Annotated in this window: 17 protein-coding genes and 1 other annotated feature (1 of these 18 cut by a window edge); of the genes, 16 read left to right on the top strand and 1 reads right to left on the bottom strand. The window is 30.8% G+C overall.

Translation table 11 applies throughout. The features are described 5' to 3' along the window. Positions 1–17 (top strand) — a binding site (T-box leader) (it extends 243 nt beyond the left edge of the window). Positions 18–142: 125 nt separating this feature from the next. The 8 genes from KQI18_RS10205 to KQI18_RS10170 all read left to right on the top strand — a co-directional run bounded on the left by KQI18_RS10205 (position 143) and on the right by KQI18_RS10170 (position 5,382). Then, positions 143–937: an amino acid ABC transporter substrate-binding protein gene (locus KQI18_RS10205; RefSeq protein WP_216467735.1), complete on the top strand. Its 795-nt coding sequence runs from the start codon at positions 143–145 to the stop codon at positions 935–937. Positions 938–969: 32 nt separating this feature from the next. Then, positions 970–1,581 carry an amino acid ABC transporter permease gene (locus KQI18_RS10200; RefSeq protein ID WP_216467733.1) on the top strand — a complete coding sequence of 204 codons (612 nt, stop codon included), beginning with the start codon at positions 970–972 and terminating at the stop codon, positions 1,579–1,581. A gap of 12 nt (positions 1,582–1,593) precedes the next feature. Further along, the gene (locus KQI18_RS10195) at positions 1,594–2,262 is read left to right on the top strand and encodes an amino acid ABC transporter ATP-binding protein (RefSeq protein ID WP_216467732.1); all 669 of its coding nucleotides are present in this window, start codon (positions 1,594–1,596) and stop codon (positions 2,260–2,262) included. Next, entirely contained in the window at positions 2,263–2,625 is a 363-nt protein-coding gene (locus tag KQI18_RS10190) for an arsenate reductase family protein (RefSeq protein WP_216467731.1), read from the top strand. It abuts the gene before it with no gap. A gap of 173 nt (positions 2,626–2,798) precedes the next feature. Then, positions 2,799–3,173 (top strand): GntR family transcriptional regulator, encoded by a 375-nt coding sequence (locus tag KQI18_RS10185; RefSeq protein ID WP_216467730.1) that lies wholly within the window; start codon positions 2,799–2,801, stop codon positions 3,171–3,173. Positions 3,174–3,175: 2 nt separating this feature from the next. Next, a complete protein-coding gene (locus KQI18_RS10180; protein WP_216467729.1) occupies positions 3,176–4,039 on the top strand; it encodes an ABC transporter ATP-binding protein in 864 nt (287 codons plus the stop codon). Beyond that, complete coding sequence (locus KQI18_RS10175) at positions 4,032–4,709, top strand: ABC-2 transporter permease (protein WP_216467728.1); 678 nt, start codon at positions 4,032–4,034, stop codon at positions 4,707–4,709. The genes KQI18_RS10180 and KQI18_RS10175 overlap by 8 nt, the downstream gene beginning before the upstream one ends. A gap of 22 nt (positions 4,710–4,731) precedes the next feature. Next, on the top strand, positions 4,732–5,382 hold the full coding sequence (locus KQI18_RS10170) for an ABC-2 transporter permease (protein WP_216467727.1): 651 nt from the start codon (positions 4,732–4,734) through the stop codon (positions 5,380–5,382). Between the two features lie 105 nt (positions 5,383–5,487). On the opposite strand, the gene KQI18_RS10165 is transcribed toward KQI18_RS10170, so the two are convergent. After that, a complete protein-coding gene (locus tag KQI18_RS10165) occupies positions 5,488–7,485 on the bottom strand; it encodes an FAD-dependent oxidoreductase (RefSeq protein ID WP_216467725.1) in 1,998 nt (665 codons plus the stop codon). 282 nt (positions 7,486–7,767) lie between these two features. On the opposite strand from KQI18_RS10165, the gene KQI18_RS10160 reads away from it, so the two are divergent. The 8 genes from KQI18_RS10160 to eutC all read left to right on the top strand — a co-directional run bounded on the left by KQI18_RS10160 (position 7,768) and on the right by eutC (position 15,785). Further along, positions 7,768–8,898 carry a 1-propanol dehydrogenase PduQ gene (locus tag KQI18_RS10160; RefSeq protein WP_216467723.1) on the top strand — a complete coding sequence of 377 codons (1,131 nt, stop codon included), beginning with the start codon at positions 7,768–7,770 and terminating at the stop codon, positions 8,896–8,898. A gap of 212 nt (positions 8,899–9,110) precedes the next feature. After that, the gene (locus tag KQI18_RS10155; protein ID WP_420330400.1) at positions 9,111–9,464 is read left to right on the top strand and encodes a BMC domain-containing protein; all 354 of its coding nucleotides are present in this window, start codon (positions 9,111–9,113) and stop codon (positions 9,462–9,464) included. Positions 9,465–9,466: 2 nt separating this feature from the next. Continuing rightward, the gene (locus KQI18_RS10150) at positions 9,467–9,901 is read left to right on the top strand and encodes a EutP/PduV family microcompartment system protein (protein ID WP_216467721.1); all 435 of its coding nucleotides are present in this window, start codon (positions 9,467–9,469) and stop codon (positions 9,899–9,901) included. A gap of 63 nt (positions 9,902–9,964) precedes the next feature. After that, positions 9,965–10,540, top strand: a complete 576-nt coding sequence (locus KQI18_RS10145) for an ANTAR domain-containing response regulator (RefSeq protein WP_216467720.1) — start codon at positions 9,965–9,967, stop codon at positions 10,538–10,540. Further along, a complete protein-coding gene (locus KQI18_RS10140) occupies positions 10,533–11,936 on the top strand; it encodes a sensor histidine kinase (RefSeq protein WP_216467719.1) in 1,404 nt (467 codons plus the stop codon). The genes KQI18_RS10145 and KQI18_RS10140 overlap by 8 nt, the downstream gene beginning before the upstream one ends. A gap of 140 nt (positions 11,937–12,076) precedes the next feature. Continuing rightward, positions 12,077–13,510 carry an ethanolamine ammonia-lyase reactivating factor EutA gene (gene eutA, locus KQI18_RS10135; RefSeq protein ID WP_216467718.1) on the top strand — a complete coding sequence of 478 codons (1,434 nt, stop codon included), beginning with the start codon at positions 12,077–12,079 and terminating at the stop codon, positions 13,508–13,510. Between the two features lie 17 nt (positions 13,511–13,527). Beyond that, positions 13,528–14,892, top strand: coding sequence for an ethanolamine ammonia-lyase subunit EutB (locus tag KQI18_RS10130; protein WP_216467716.1), 1,365 nt, complete (start codon positions 13,528–13,530; stop codon positions 14,890–14,892). 11 nt (positions 14,893–14,903) lie between these two features. After that, on the top strand, positions 14,904–15,785 hold the full coding sequence (eutC, locus tag KQI18_RS10125; RefSeq protein ID WP_216467714.1) for an ethanolamine ammonia-lyase subunit EutC: 882 nt from the start codon (positions 14,904–14,906) through the stop codon (positions 15,783–15,785). The last annotated feature ends 12 nt before the right edge of the window (positions 15,786–15,797 follow it).

Genomic DNA, 15,797 nt, shown 5'->3' with positions numbered 1-15,797 from the left:
CAACTCCCGTCCTCTAGCTATAGCTAGAGACGGGAGTTTTTTAATACAATTTTTTAAGCGCGCTAAAACTTTGTATTTATTTTAATCTTAGATACTAAATTAGAAATAAAAATTTTATTAAAAATAATGTGGAGGAGAAATTATGAAAAATATATTAAAAAAAATATCGCTTTTAACAGCAATAGTAATATTGGTTGGAAGTATGGTGGGTTGTACTGGAATAGATGATAATAAAGCTGATACTAAAAATAATAAAAAAGAAATTATAGTTGGATTTGATAATACATTTGTCCCAATGGGATTTTTAGATGATAAAGGAGAAACAGTTGGATTTGATATAGACCTTGCAAAAGAAACATTTAAGAGAATGGGCAAAGACGTTAAATTTCAACCAATTGACTGGTCTATGAAGGAGACAGAAGTCAACTCTGGAAATGTTGATGTACTATGGAATGGATACTCAATAACTGATGAAAGAAAGAAAAAGATATCTTATACAGATTCATACCTTCAAAACAAGCAAATAGTAGTTACAATGAGTGATTCAAATGTAAAGAGTAAAGCAGACTTAAAAGATAAAGAAGTTGGAACTCAACAAGGGTCTACAGCTCTGGATGCAATAGAAAAAGATAAAGCTTTTATGGATACTTTAAAAGGTGGAGCTCCAGTTTTATATGACACATACGATAAGGCTCTAAGAGATCTTGAAATAGGTAGAACTGATGCCGTTGTTGGAGATGAAGTTTTAGTGAGATATTACATGAGTCAAAAAGGCGAAGAAAAGTACAAAGTTTTAGATGAAGATTTTGGTCTTGAGGATTATGTAGTTGCAACAGCAAAAGATAACAAAGAACTTAGCGTTAAGATAAACGAAAAAATAAAAGAAATGAAAGATGATGGAACTTTTGAGCAGATATACAAAAAGTGGTTTAAATAAGTTTAGACAGTTAATTATGAGGGGGCTATAATATGTTACAGGGTTTAGGAGTTGTTTTAGCAATATTTTTTATAACATTGATTGTATCGATACCGCTTGGTATTTTGGTTATGTTTTTAAGGCTTTCTAAAAATAAATTAGTAAGCGGAATTACACAATGTTATATACTTATAATGAGGGGGACACCACTTCTTTTGCAAATGATAGTAATATTCTATGGATTACCTATTATAGGTATAACTTTTGATAGATTTACAGCAGGTATTATAGCCTTTATATTTAATTATGCAGCTTATTTTGCAGAAATATTTAGAGGTGGAATTCAGTCAATAGATAGAGGTCAATACGAAGCTTCTAAAGTACTTGGATTTGATAAAGTTACTATGTATAAAAGAATAATATTTCCTCAAGTTTTTAAGAAAATACTTCCTCCAGTTTCAAATGAAGTTATTACCTTAGTAAAAGATACATCTTTAGTTTATATACTAGGACTAAATGATATCTTAAGAATTGCTCAAATAGCTATGAATAGAGATGTAAGTTTAATTCCTCTTTTTCAAGCAGGTGCAATATATCTACTATTTGTAGCAATTCTTACAAAAGGATTTGAACTTCTAGAAAAAAAGTTTTCATATTATAAATAGGGGGTATCTTATATGTTAAAGGTAGTAAATTTAAATAAATCGTTCAAACAAAATAAAGTTCTTAAAGATATATCTTTTGAACTAGAAAAAGGCGAAGTTGGAGTACTTTTGGGAAAGTCAGGTGCAGGAAAGACCACTATTTTAAGATGTATAAACGATCTTGAGAAGTTTGATAGCGGTGAGATAATAATCGATAATAAATCAATTAAATCGAGTAAAGATATGGCAGAAATAAGGGGTCAAATAGGTATGGTTTTTCAAAATTTTAATTTATTTCCTCATATGACAGTACTAGAAAATATTATAGAATCACCTGTTCATATATTTAAAGTTGATAGATCTGAAGCGGAAAAAACAGCTAAGGAGCTACTGAAACTAGTCGATTTAGAAGATAAACTAGATGCTTATCCATTTGAGCTATCAGGTGGTCAACAACAGAGGGTTGCAATTGCTAGATCATGCGCGCTTATGCCTAAAGTATTGTGCTTTGATGAACCAACTTCAGCTCTTGATTCAGACACAATACAAAGAGTTGTAACGATTATTAAAAAGCTAAAAGATAAAGGAATGACTATTCTTATAATTACCCATGATGTAGCCTTTGCTGATTGTGTTGCCGACAAAATTATCAGTATTAAAGATGGAGTAGTTGGAGATATAAAGCTTAAGGAGGAAATTTAAATGATAAAATTATATGGTTATACAAGATGTTCAACTGTAAAAAAAGCTAAAAATTGGCTAGATGAAAATAATATAGCTTATGAAGATATAGATATGGTTAAAGTTCCACCTTCAAGAGAAGAATTAGAAATTATCTATAAGACTAGCGGATTAGAGATAAAAAAATTCTTTAATACAAGTGGTATGAAGTATCGAGAATTAGGTCTAAAGGATGTAGTAAAGACTGAATCCGTTGAAAAACTTTTAGATATACTTGTAAGCGATGGAATGCTTATAAAAAGACCAATGCTGTTTGATGGTAAAAATGTTCTTTTAGGATTTAAAGAGGATGTTTGGAAAGATACATTATTACCTCAAAGCTAATATTTATTAAAAATAAAAAAACTTAAATAAACAAAAAAGTAGTATGTAGATGTGAAAAACATTTACATACTATTTTTTATTGACTTTTTCTATTTCACCTGTTATTATGTGTATATACAGTATATATACAGCATACACGGTATATATACACTTAAACAAGATGAGGTGATAATTTGAATATAATTATAAGCAATTCATCATCTGTGCCATTATATGAGCAAATTCAAGGTCAGATAAAGGCTGAGATAGTATCGTTAAATTTAAAACCGGGTGAGGTATTGCCATCTATAAGATCGCTTGCAAAAGAACTAAAAGTGAGTATTATAACAACTAAAAGAGCATATGAAGAGCTTGAGAAAGAGGGATTTATCCAGACTGTAGCAGGAAAAGGAACATTTGTAGCAAATCAAAATTCCGAAAGGTTAAAAGAAATAGCTAAATACGAAATAGAATGTAAGCTTGAGGAGATTATTAGACAGGCAAAGGCAGTAAATATTAGCTTTGATGATTGGATAGAAATTTCTAAGAATTTGTTTGAGGAGGTATAGTAATGGATGCAATAAAAATAAATAATTTAAGAAAAAATCTAGGTAAGTTTCAATTAAAAGTAGATGAATTAAATGTAAAAAGTGGTTATATTACAGGATTTATTGGTCCAAATGGATCTGGAAAAACTACTACTATTAAATTAATAATGAATATGATAAAAAAAGACAGTGGTAAAATAAAAATTTTTGGAAAAGAATTTTTAGAAGATGATGTTTCAATAAAAGAAAAGATAGGATATATATCAGAAAGGCCGGGTTTTTTAGATAAGGCAAAATTAAAGCATATAAAAATAAGTATTTCGAGGTTTTATAAAAATTGGGATGATAGTTTATACAATTCATATATAAAAGAATTTGAACTAGATGAAAATAAATCTTATGAGTCATTATCAAAGGGGCAACAAAAAAAATTTGAATTAGCTGTAGCACTTTCACATCATCCAAAATTAATAATTTTAGACGAGCCGACTGCAAACTTGGATCCATTATTTAGAAATAGATTTTTAGAAATACTTCAGGAGAGAATAGACGAAGATGAATCTACAGTATTTTTATCTTCGCATATTACATCTGATCTTGATAAAGTTGGTGATTACGTAACATTTATATATAACGGAGAAATAATTTTATTTGGAGAAAAGGATACAATTTTGGATAATCATGCTTTAGTTAAAGGAAATAAAAATTTGTTGGATGATGAAACAAAAAAATCATTTATTTATATAAAAGAAAAAGATTTCGGTTTTGAGGGGATTACAAAAAACAAAAACTTAGCTTACGAAATTTTTGGAGATGAGGTGGTTTACGATAAGGCAAATTTAGAAGATTTATTAGAGTATTACGTGGAGGCGAAGAAACATGAGTAATGTTCTAAAATTAGTAAGAATGAGTTATTTAAATTTAATAAATTTTAAAAGATCGACTTTAATACTTATTATATCATATATTCCATTGGTGTTAATATTCCCATTAATGGTAAGTCTAGTCGTATTTATTGCTTGCTATAGTATTACTATTTTAATAATGACTAATGAAGAAAATAGTGAAATTGATACTTTAATATCATATGTTCCTGTTAGGAAATCAGAGTATGTTTTATCAAGATATTTATTAGTTTTAATTAACTTATTGTCAGGCATATTATTATTTACTGTCTATTACATATTAATATATCTTATGAAAACATATATTAATGATTTGAGTATTAATCAAACATTATTTGATGTTACTTTAAATATGAAAAATTATTTATTCTTGTTTATATATGGTGTACTTATATCTGTACTAACAGTTTCTATTGCCATTCCTTTTAAATTTAAATTTAAAAAAGTCGGAAGATTTTTTGATGGAATAGCGGGTGCTATACTTGGGGCGTCATTATCTTTTTTAATTAATTTTAAACAGGATATGTCGTCTGGAAATTTTAATTTCAGTAATTTTGATTTGATTTTATATACAGTTATATCAAGTTTTATTATTATATTTATTTCTTACATATTATCGATCAAAATATATAAAAAGAAAGAATTATTATAAAAAACTTCTTGGAGGTGAAGATATGAATAACACGTTAAACCTTACAAAAATGAGCTATACTAATTTATGGACAATGAAAAATTTTCTTATAACCTATATTCTAATATTTGGTTCAATGAGTATCATAAATCCATTTATGCAAAGCATTCTAATACCAATGATTGTTTATATAGCCACTTATCAAATTATGGAGTTTGAGGATAGAAGCAATATTGAAGTATTAGTTGGGACCCTGCCTGTTACTAGATGCGAGTACATTAAATCAAGATATGCCTTAGTAATAGGAAATTTATTTTTAGGTATAGTTGTTTTTAGTATATGCTTTATATTGATGGGGTTAGCTAGAAAGTATTTTAATATAAATTTAGACTCATACACTTTGCAAAATTATGAAACTTTGTTTATTACAGGTACATTGTCAGCATGCATTACAATGTCTGTCTTAATACCATCATTAATTAGGTTTGGAAGCATAACTGGAAGATATATTGCTTTTTTGGTATTTGGATTATTTGTAATTATTCCAGTATTAATAATGCCGGAGTTTGCAGATTTATCTTTAAAAATATTTGCTATCAATGAAAATTTATTAAGACCAATATGTTTACTAGCAGAAATAATGATTCTATCGATTTCATTTATAATATCTAACAAAATATATAATAAGAAATAATTATATGTTGAAACTATTAAACAGTAAGATAACCTCAGTAAAAAAGGATTTTAAACTTTTACTGAGGTTATTTTTTTTTACTAATATAAGTTAGCAATAATAATATTAAATGTTTTTAGCTACTTCATATGCATCCCATATTGCGTACATGATATTATTAACGTGGCTAGCATCACCAATTAAATGGATATCATCAATCTCGTTTTTAATATCATTATATAAATTATTTTCAGGAGTGTATCCAATAGCAAGAACCACACTATCAGTGTCTATTTCTTCTTCGATACCGTTGGTATCTATCAAAAATCCTATATCAGTTTTTTTGCTTATAAACGAATTAGTTTTTACTTCTATCTTTTTATACTCAATTAGTTCTAGCAACATATCAAGATTAGCATGACATAGAGGAGCATTTAGTTTTAGTATATCGCTCATTTTTTCGACAATAGTAACTTTCTTGCCTTGTTCGTGAAGCCAAAGAGCTGTTTCGCAACCGACAAGTCCTCCTCCAACAACTATAACAGTATCACCGACATCTACTTTAGACGTTAAAGCATCCTCAGCAGCATAAATATTTTTAGCTTGATCTATATCTATAATTTTTGGATTTGATCCTGTAGCTAAAACAACGGTGTCAGCATCAAATGATTTTATGTTATCTTTATTAATTTCATTATTTAATTTAATTTTTACTCCTAATTCATCAAGCTGAAGCTTATACCAATTCACAAGATTTTTATCGTCCTCTTTAAAATCGGGAACTCCACCAGGAACTATATTTCCTCCTAGTAAATCGGATTTTTCAAGTAACGTAACATTATGCCCTCTAATAGCAGACACTCTTGCCGCCTCCATACCAGCAACGCCACCACCAATGATGAGAACTTTCTTTTTATCAGAGGCTTTTGTTATAGAGTAATCTTTTTCTCTACCACAAGCTGGGTTTACTGCACAGGATAAACCTGAATATGCAGCAACTCTTCCCATGCATCCTTCTTGGCAAGACAAACATGGACGGACACTAGTAAATTTATCTGAATGTATTTTGTTTGGAATATAAGGATCGGCTAGAAGAGGCCTTCCTAGTCCTATCATATCAGTTTTTCCTGATAATATTGCTTCACTAGATAGGTCAGGGTTTTCCATCCTACCAGCGGTAATAATAGGTACATTTACAGCTTGTTTTAACTTTTCGTTAAACTCTAAATACATTCCTTTTTTATGGTACATAGGTGGATGAGACCAATACCAAGAATCATAGCTCCCAACATCTCCATTCAAAGCGTCGTAACCTGCATCGACTAGTATCTTTGCTGCTTCTATACCTTCTTCAATATCTCTTCCTTTTTCAATGAAAGTTTCACCTGGTAGTCCACCTTTTCTCCAGTCTTTTATAAAACTCTTTATACTGTATCGAAGAGAAACTGGGAAATCATCTCCACATTCTGATTTTATGGCTTTGACTATTTCACATGCAAATCTAAGTCTATTTTCTAAAGATCCACCATATTGATCTGTTCTATTGTTAAAAAAAGATATTGCAAATTGATCTAGTAGATAACCTTCATGAACAGCATGTATCTCTACACCGTCATATCCTGCATTCTGAGCAATTTTAGCTGATTCTGCAAATTTTTTTATGTAAGTTTTAATTTCTTCTATTGTCAATTCCCTACAAGTAACATCATCTAACCATCTGTGTGGTATTGGGGATGGTGCGACTGCTATATCACCAACTAAACTAGGTATAGCAACACGTCCAAATCCTGCAGTCAATTGTAGGAAAACTTTGGCGCCATAAGCGTGAATTCTCTCTGTCATAATCTTACTTGTCTTAACAAAATTTAATGGATTAAGAGTAGGGCAAGGCATAGAAGGCATTACACATTTTTCAATGTCGTTTTCAACATATGTAACACCAGTCATTATAAGACCAGTACCTCCCTTAGCTCTTTCAACATAGTACTCCACACCTTTTTCATTATAAGTTCCATCTTCGTCACAAAGTCCGGCGGGTCCCATAGGAGCCATAACAAAACGGTTTTTAATTTCTAGCGATCCAATTTTGATTGGATCAAAAAGAATTTTGTGTGTTTCCTTCATAAATAATTCCTCCCCAAATTTTTTATAGTATAAAATGAGTTTAAATAAAATTTTAACAGACTCACTTAAATTGTATATAAAATACAAAATAACTTCAATTAAATATTAAATCAAATGGTAATTTATTATATATAAATTTAATGCAAAAAAATTATTTTATTGACAACAATTATCTGAACTAGTATATTTATAGTATCAAACACAATGGTGTGTTTATAGAGAGCAGCGAAGCTCCATAGATTAATCTATGGAGCTTTTTTGCGTTTTTAAGGAGGGAAATCTATGCACAATTTTGAATTAAAAACATCGATAAAGTTTGGACTAGGTTCACTAAATGCATTAAAAGAAATTCGAGATAAAAATGTATTGATAATAACAGACCCATTTATGATAGAATCAGGGTCTATAAAAAAGATAACTGAAAATCTAGAAAAAACTACATTTGAAATATTTAGCGATATAGTTCCAGATCCGCCTATTGAAACTATCGTAAAAGGTGTTGAATATTTTAATAAAACTAACCCAGATGTAATAGTAGCAGTAGGTGGAGGATCTGCAATAGATGCAGCTAAGGCAATTCTGGATTTTTCTAAAAAGATACTAAGCAAAGAAAACGTAGAATTTATTGCAATACCAACTACAAGTGGAACAGGATCTGAAGTGACATCCTTTGCTGTTATTACTGATAAACAAAAAGGTGTAAAATATCCTTTAGTATCCGATGAATTACTTCCAAATATTGCAATATTAGATCCAGAACTTGTTAAAACAGTACCAGATTTTATTACCGCAGATACAGGTATGGATGTACTAACTCATGCTATAGAAGCATATGTTTCTACAGATGCAGATGATTTTTCGGATGCATTTGCTGAAAAAGCAATTAAACTAGTATTTAAATATCTAAGAAGAGCATATAAAAATGGAGATGATATTGAAGCTAGAGAAAAAATGCATATAGCATCATGTTTAGCAGGACTTGCATTTAATCATGCTTCTTTAGGTATTAACCACTCTATAGCTCATGCACTTGGAGGTAAATTCAAGATACCACATGGTAGAGCAAATTCTTTATTATTGCCACATGTAATAGAGTACAATGCGGATATTAAAGCAAATGAAGATGGAGAATATTCAAGAGCAGCACAAAAATACTATGAAATAGCAAAATTAATTGGTTTAAATTCGACTAACGTTAGAGTTGGAGTAAGACGTCTAATCAACGAAATAAAATACTTACAAAGCGATATGAAAATGGTTACAAAATTAAGTGATTGTAGTGTATCAACTAATGAATTGCATGAATACGAAGATGAGATAGCATTATCGGCGATCAATGATACTTGCACAAATACTAATCCCAAAGTTCCTACTCAAAAAGATATTATAAATATATTAGATAAAGTAAATTAACAAATACTTCTATATATAGAAAAATATATTATAGGAAAACCTTTTAGATTTTTTCTAAAAATATTGACAATTACAAACTAAATAATTATAATAAAAATAAATAAATATCACAATGGAGTGGTATTAAGATGAAAGCAATGGGGCTTCTTAGAGACAGTTATGTGTCTTTTTGGAGCCCCTATTTAATTTTAAAGTTATAGAAAGCAGGGAAAATTTTGAGTGAAGATAATAGACAAAGGGTAATACAAGAATATGTTCCTGGTAAACAAGTTACACTTGCTCATATAATAGCAAATCCGAATGAAGATATATACAAAAAGCTAGGCCTTGTACTGGATAAAAAGGATGCCATAGGAATTTTGACTATAACACCAAGTGAGGCTTCTATAATAGCTGCAGATGTTGCTACTAAAGCATCAGGTGTGGCATTAGGTTTTATCGATAGATTTAGTGGATCAGTAGTAATAAGCGGTGATGTAAGCTCAGTTGAGTCAGCACTGGATGAAGTATTATTGGTACTTGGAAATATGTTGAATTTCTCTTCTACTAAGATTACGAGGACTTAAATATGAAAAATGTAATCTTTATGGGAAAAACAGGAAGTGGTAAAACTACTTTATGTCAAAAGTTGGATGAGTTAGACCTTATGTATAGAAAAACTCAATCTATAGAATTGTACAGCGATTCAATAGATACGCCGGGTGAATACATAGAAAATAGAACTCTCTATAATGCACTTTTGACAACATCGGTAGATGCAAAAATTATAGCTTTAGTGTATGATTGTACTCAGGAAGAAAATTATTTAGCACCAGGATTTGCGTCAATGTTCAATAAAGAAGTTATAGGTATTATTACAAAAATAGCTATTGCAAAACAAAGCGATATAGACTTTGCAATTGAACAATTAAATATGGCAGGAGCGAGTAAAATCTTTAAAGTGGACACAATAGAAGACATAGGAATTGAAGAACTACGTTCTTATCTTATGAATATTAAATAAATATATAAGATATTGCTATGAACTCTAATGTATCTATGTACATTCTTAGTTGAGGTGGATAGTATGGGAAGAAAAATATTATTAGTCGATGATGATCCGCTTATAAGAGGGGACATTAAAGATATGCTACTTGACAGAGGTTATAATATAGTTGGGGAAGCTAGCGATGGATTTGAAGCTGTAGAAGAGTGTAAAAAGTACAGTCCTGACCTAGTAATTCTCGATATAGATATGCCGATATTAGATGGTATAAAGGCAGGAAAAATAATAACAAAAGAGAATCTTGCAGGAGGGATACTTCTTCTTACATCTTTTGATGGAGATGAGTATATAGAAAAAGCTAAGAGTATAGGAGCTTTTGGTTATATAGTTAAGCCTCCAAATGAAAAGTCACTTATACCTTCAATAGAAATGTGTTTATCTAAAGTTGAAGAGTTTGAAAAAATGAAAAAGAATTTGGACAAAATAAATTCAAAACTTACAGAAAGAAAGATAATTGAAAAAGCTAAGGGCGTACTTATCAAAGAATACAGTATATCAGAAGATGAAGCGTATTCAAGAATTAGAAAACTCAGTATGGATAAAAGAACTACTATGGTGGAAATATCAAAAACGATTATCATAGGTTACGATGCTTGACTTTGATCACAAAATAAGAAATATCTGCAAAAGAGAAACATATCTGAGTGATGAAGAAATCGAAAAAATCATAGAAGTATCTAAATCTATACAGTTTATGGCAGATTTTTACGAAAGTGATGTTTTTATAGATGTACATGGTAAAAAAATGTCTGAAGCATTTGTAGTAGCCCATAGCATGCCCAAAAACAAATCTTTATATAGTGAAGATATATCAGGACAACCTGCATTAGAAGTAAATGAACCAGGTGTTATTGAAGTATTTAATACTGGAAATATAAAAAGAGACATTAAAGCTCTGACACAAGAATACAAATTAGTTAAACAAACAATTCAACCTATTAATTTAGATGAAAAGATAATCGGAGTTATAATAGTCGAAAAAGATATAAGTGAAGGACTAAGGGAAGATTTTAGTATAAACAAATCATCAGAAAACGACAGTTCATATAATTTTATAAATTTATTTAAAAACAATATATTTTTAATAGATAATTTAAATTCTGCGATATTAGTTTTCGATGAAAATGGATATTTAAAAGTGAAAAATAAAAACGCAGAAGAGCTTTATAAAAGTCTTGGGTTTACTGATGATATAATAGACAATCACTACGATTGGTTAACTCTTGAAAACGATAAGTTTGAAGATTTTAAATACGATGACCTCGATGAGATTAAAGAGGTGTATATTGATGATATGTATTTAAATATAAAGAGTATTCCGATCGAAGATGGAGTATTTAAGCTAGCTAAGGTAATACAAAATGTAACAGAACTAAAAATGAAAGAAGCAGAGCTTATATTGAAATCAGTTGCTGTAAAAGAAGCTCATCATAGAGTAAAGAATAACCTATATACAGTTATATCACTCCTTAGGAAACAAAGCCGTTTGTCAAAAAATGAGGAAGTGAAAAATTGTCTAGATAATACAGTAAATAGAGTATTTGCTATATTATCAACACACTATTTACTATCTAAAGAAGTAGACAACAATATATCGATTAAAGAAGCGATCGATCTCCTTATCAGTAATGTCCAAGGAGGTTACAGCGATAATAAAGACATTAACATATATATAACAGGAGATGACTTTGAAATAAGTGGAGATAAAGCAACATCTCTGTTACTTGTAATAAATGAGATTATTCAAAATTGTTTTGACCATGCATTTAATGGAAGAAATTATGGAAACATACAAATTCTAGTAAACCAAGAAGAAAACTTTAAAAACATAGCTATAGCCGATGATGGTGTCGGTTTAGATGAAAGTAAAATAAACACTGATAGTTTAGGTACATTCATAATAGAGAGTTATGTTAAACAAGTTTTAAAGGGTGAAATAGAAAGACAATCAAATAAAAATGGCACAAAAGTGCTAATAAAAATACCGAAATAAATAACTAATCTACAAAGTAGTAGTTTTAATTGAGCAAAGGGGCTTAAGGTTATTAATAAAAGGGGTTATACCTCTATTTATTGTGACTTTAAGCCTCTTTGCTTGTTTATAACATACTTTGTAAGCTTGGAGGTGAATATGTGAAAGAAGAATTACTTAGTGTAGGTATCGATATAGGTACCAGTACAACTCAACTTATATTTTCTAAATTAACAGTGGAGAATACAGCTTCAAACTTTTCAGTTCCTAGGATAAGTATAGTAGACAAAGAGATCATATATAAAAGTCATGTATATTTTACGCCTTTGATTTCGGCTACTGAGATAAACGGAGAAGAAATCAAGGCAATCGTAGAGTCTGAATACAAGAAAGCGAATATAGACAAGGATGATATACAAACTGGAGCTGTAATAATTACTGGAGAAACAGCTAGAAAAGAAAATGCAAACGATGTGCTACATGCACTCAGCGGTTTTGCAGGAGATTTTGTAGTAGCAACTGCAGGTCCTGATCTTGAGAGTATTATTTCGGGAAAAGGAGCTGGCGCACATATATATTCCAAAGAACATTCTACCACTGTAGTAAACATAGACATCGGTGGTGGAACTAGTAACTTATCACTATTCAAAAGAGGTGAGGTAGTAGACACAGGTTGTTTAGATATTGGTGGCAGGTTAATTAAGATAGATGTTACAAGTAAAGAAGTCACTTATATATCACCGAAGATAGAAAAAATAATAGATGATAACAACCTAAATATCCTAGTAGGAACTAAGATAACTATAGAAAAAGTAGAACCAATCGTAAACATAATGAAAGACATAATAGTAGAAAGCATTGGCCTAAAGAAAAAGAGTGAGCTTTTTGATTTTATGGTTACTAATAAATCTATCTCACTTAATGAGGATATTAAAAATGTATCATTTTCTGGTGGAGTTGCTGATTATATCTACTATGAAGGTTCTATAGATGATTATTTTAAATATGGAGATCTTGGAATTTTATTAGGACAAGCTATTAAAAACTGTGAAGAATTAAAAAACATAAATGTAATAAAACCACTTGAAACAATAAGAGCTACAGTTGTTGGAGCAGGATCACATACAACTGAAGTAAGTGGAAGTACTATAACATATACGAATGATGCTTTCCCAATAAAAAATCTTCCTATTTTAAAGTTATCATTGGAAGATGAAAATGGTGGCTCAAATGATATAAGTAAGGCAATTAAAAATAAATTAAATTGGTTTAAACTAGAGAACGACCTTCAAAAGATTGCTATTGCATTTAATGGACAGAAAAATCCGTCATTTAAAAAAGTAATGGAATATGCAAGAGGCATAGTAGAAGGTATGAGTGAAATAGTAGAAAAAAAACTGCCATTTATCGTAATTGTTGAAAACGATATGGCAAAGGTATTAGGTCAATCAATATATGCACTTTTAGATTACAAGACAGACATAGTTTGTTTAGATAGCATTAAGGTTGAAAATGGAGACTACATTGATATCGGTAAACCAATAGCCGATGGAAAAGTATTACCAGTGGTAATAAAAACACTTGTTTTTAATTAATAAATGGAGGTATACGCATGATTTTAAAGACTAAATTATTTGGACACACATTTCAGTTCAAAAATTTATACGATGTAATGGCAAAAGCAAATGAAGAAAAATCTGGTGATAAACTAGCAGGATTAGCTGCGGAATCTGCAGAGCAAAGAGTTGCTGCGAAGGTAGTTTTATCTAATATTACTCTTGCCGACATAAGAAATAATCCAGCCGTTGACTATGAAAAAGATGAAGTAACTAGAATAATTCAAGATGCAGTAAATGAAAAAGTTTATGGAAATATAAAAAATTGGACTGTTTCAGATTTAAGAGAATGGTTGCTAGATAGTGATACAACAGGGGCTGATATAAGAAGAATTTCAAGAGGTTTAACTTCTGAGATGATATCAGCAGTTGCAAAGTTAATGTCAAATATGGACTTAATTTATGCGGCTAAGAAGATTAAAGTAACGGCACACTGTAACACTACAATAGGTGAAGAAGGAACTTTGTCTGCAAGACTACAGCCAAATCACCCAACAGATGATCCAGATGGAATTATGGCATCTCTATTAGAGGGTCTTACTTACGGAATTGGAGATGCAGTTTTAGGACTTAATCCAGTTGATGACTCTGTTGAAAGTGTTACGAAAGTTTTAAAGAGATTTGAAGAAGTAAAACAAAAATATGAAATTCCTACTCAAAACTGTGTATTAGCACATGTTACTACACAAATGGAAGCTATTAGAAAAGGTGCTCCAGCAGATTTGATTTTCCAATCGATTGCAGGATCTGAAAAAGGAAACGAAGCTTTTGGATTTAACGGACAAACGATAGAAGAAGCTAGACAGTTAGCATTAAAAGAAGGAACAGCAACTGGACCTAACGTAATGTATTTTGAAACTGGACAAGGTTCAGAGTTATCATCAGAAGCTCACCACGGTATAGATCAAGTAACTATGGAAGCTAGATGTTATGGATTTGCAAAGAAATATGATCCTTTCTTAGTAAATACAGTTGTTGGATTCATAGGACCTGAGTATTTATACGATGCAAAGCAGGTAATGAGAGCGGGTCTAGAGGACCATTTCATGGGTAAACTTAGCGGACTTCCTATGGGAGTTGATGTTTGTTACACAAATCACATGAAAGCCGATCAAAATGATATGGAAAATCTAGCAGTTTTACTTACTACTGCAGGTTGTACTTACTTTATGGGAATACCACATGGAGACGATGTAATGCTAAACTACCAAACTACAGGATACCACGAAACAGCATCGTTAAGAGAAATGTTCGGGCTTACAGCGATAAAAGAATTTGACGCTTGGCTTGAAAAAATGGGATTCTCAAAGAATGGAAAATTAACTAATAGAGCTGGGGACGCATCTATATTATTAGGATAGGAGGTTTTGTAATGAATGAAAAAGATTTAAGAGTATTAGTTGAACAACTAGTAGAAAAGATGGCCGGAAATATCGATGTAGAAAGTATTCAAGATACAGTAAACAATGAGATTGCAAGTGTAGTTGATAGTGACGGTTTCATAGATGATATAACAGAGATAGACATAAAAAAACAATTACTTGTAAAAGATCCTAAAGATGCAGAAGCATATTTAGATATGAAGGCAAAAACTCCTGCAAGAATAGGTATAGGTAGAGCTGGTGCTAGGTACAAGACAGATACAGTACTTAGATTTAGAGCTGACCATGCAGCAGCACAGGATGCAGTATTCTCATATGTAGATGAAAATTTTGTGAAAGAAAATAATCTATTTGCTGTTGAGACATTGTGTAAAGATAAAGATGAATATCTAACTAGACCAGATTTAGGAAGAAGATTCTCAAAAGAAACTATAAATGCAATTAAAGAAAAACTGGGAACTAAACAAAAGGTTCTACTAATGGTGGGTGATGGACTTAGCTCAGCTGCTATAGAGGCAAATTTAAAAGATAGTGTTGAATCAATAAAACAAGGTCTTAAGATGTACGGAATTGAAATAGGCGATATACTTTTCGTTAAACACTGTAGAGTTGGAGCGATGGATCAACTTGGAGAAGAGCTAGACTGTGAAGTTGTCTGCATGCTAGTAGGAGAAAGACCTGGTCTTGTTACTGCTGAGTCAATGTCAGCCTACATTACGTATAGACCTAAAATAGGAATTGCAGAAGCAAAAAGAACTGTTATATCAAACATACACAAAGGTGGAACTACAGCTGTCGAGGCTGGAGCGCATATAGCAGAACTAATAAAAACAATGCTAGATAAAAAAGCATCTGGTATAGACCTAAAATAATTAGTTAGGGGA

The sequence above is a fragment of the Metaclostridioides mangenotii genome, from assembly GCF_018917235.1.
Lineage (GTDB): Bacteria > Bacillota > Clostridia > Peptostreptococcales > Peptostreptococcaceae > Metaclostridioides.
The sequence above is the reverse complement of the archived record's forward strand: the minus strand, read 5'-3'. Positions and strand labels throughout refer to the sequence as shown.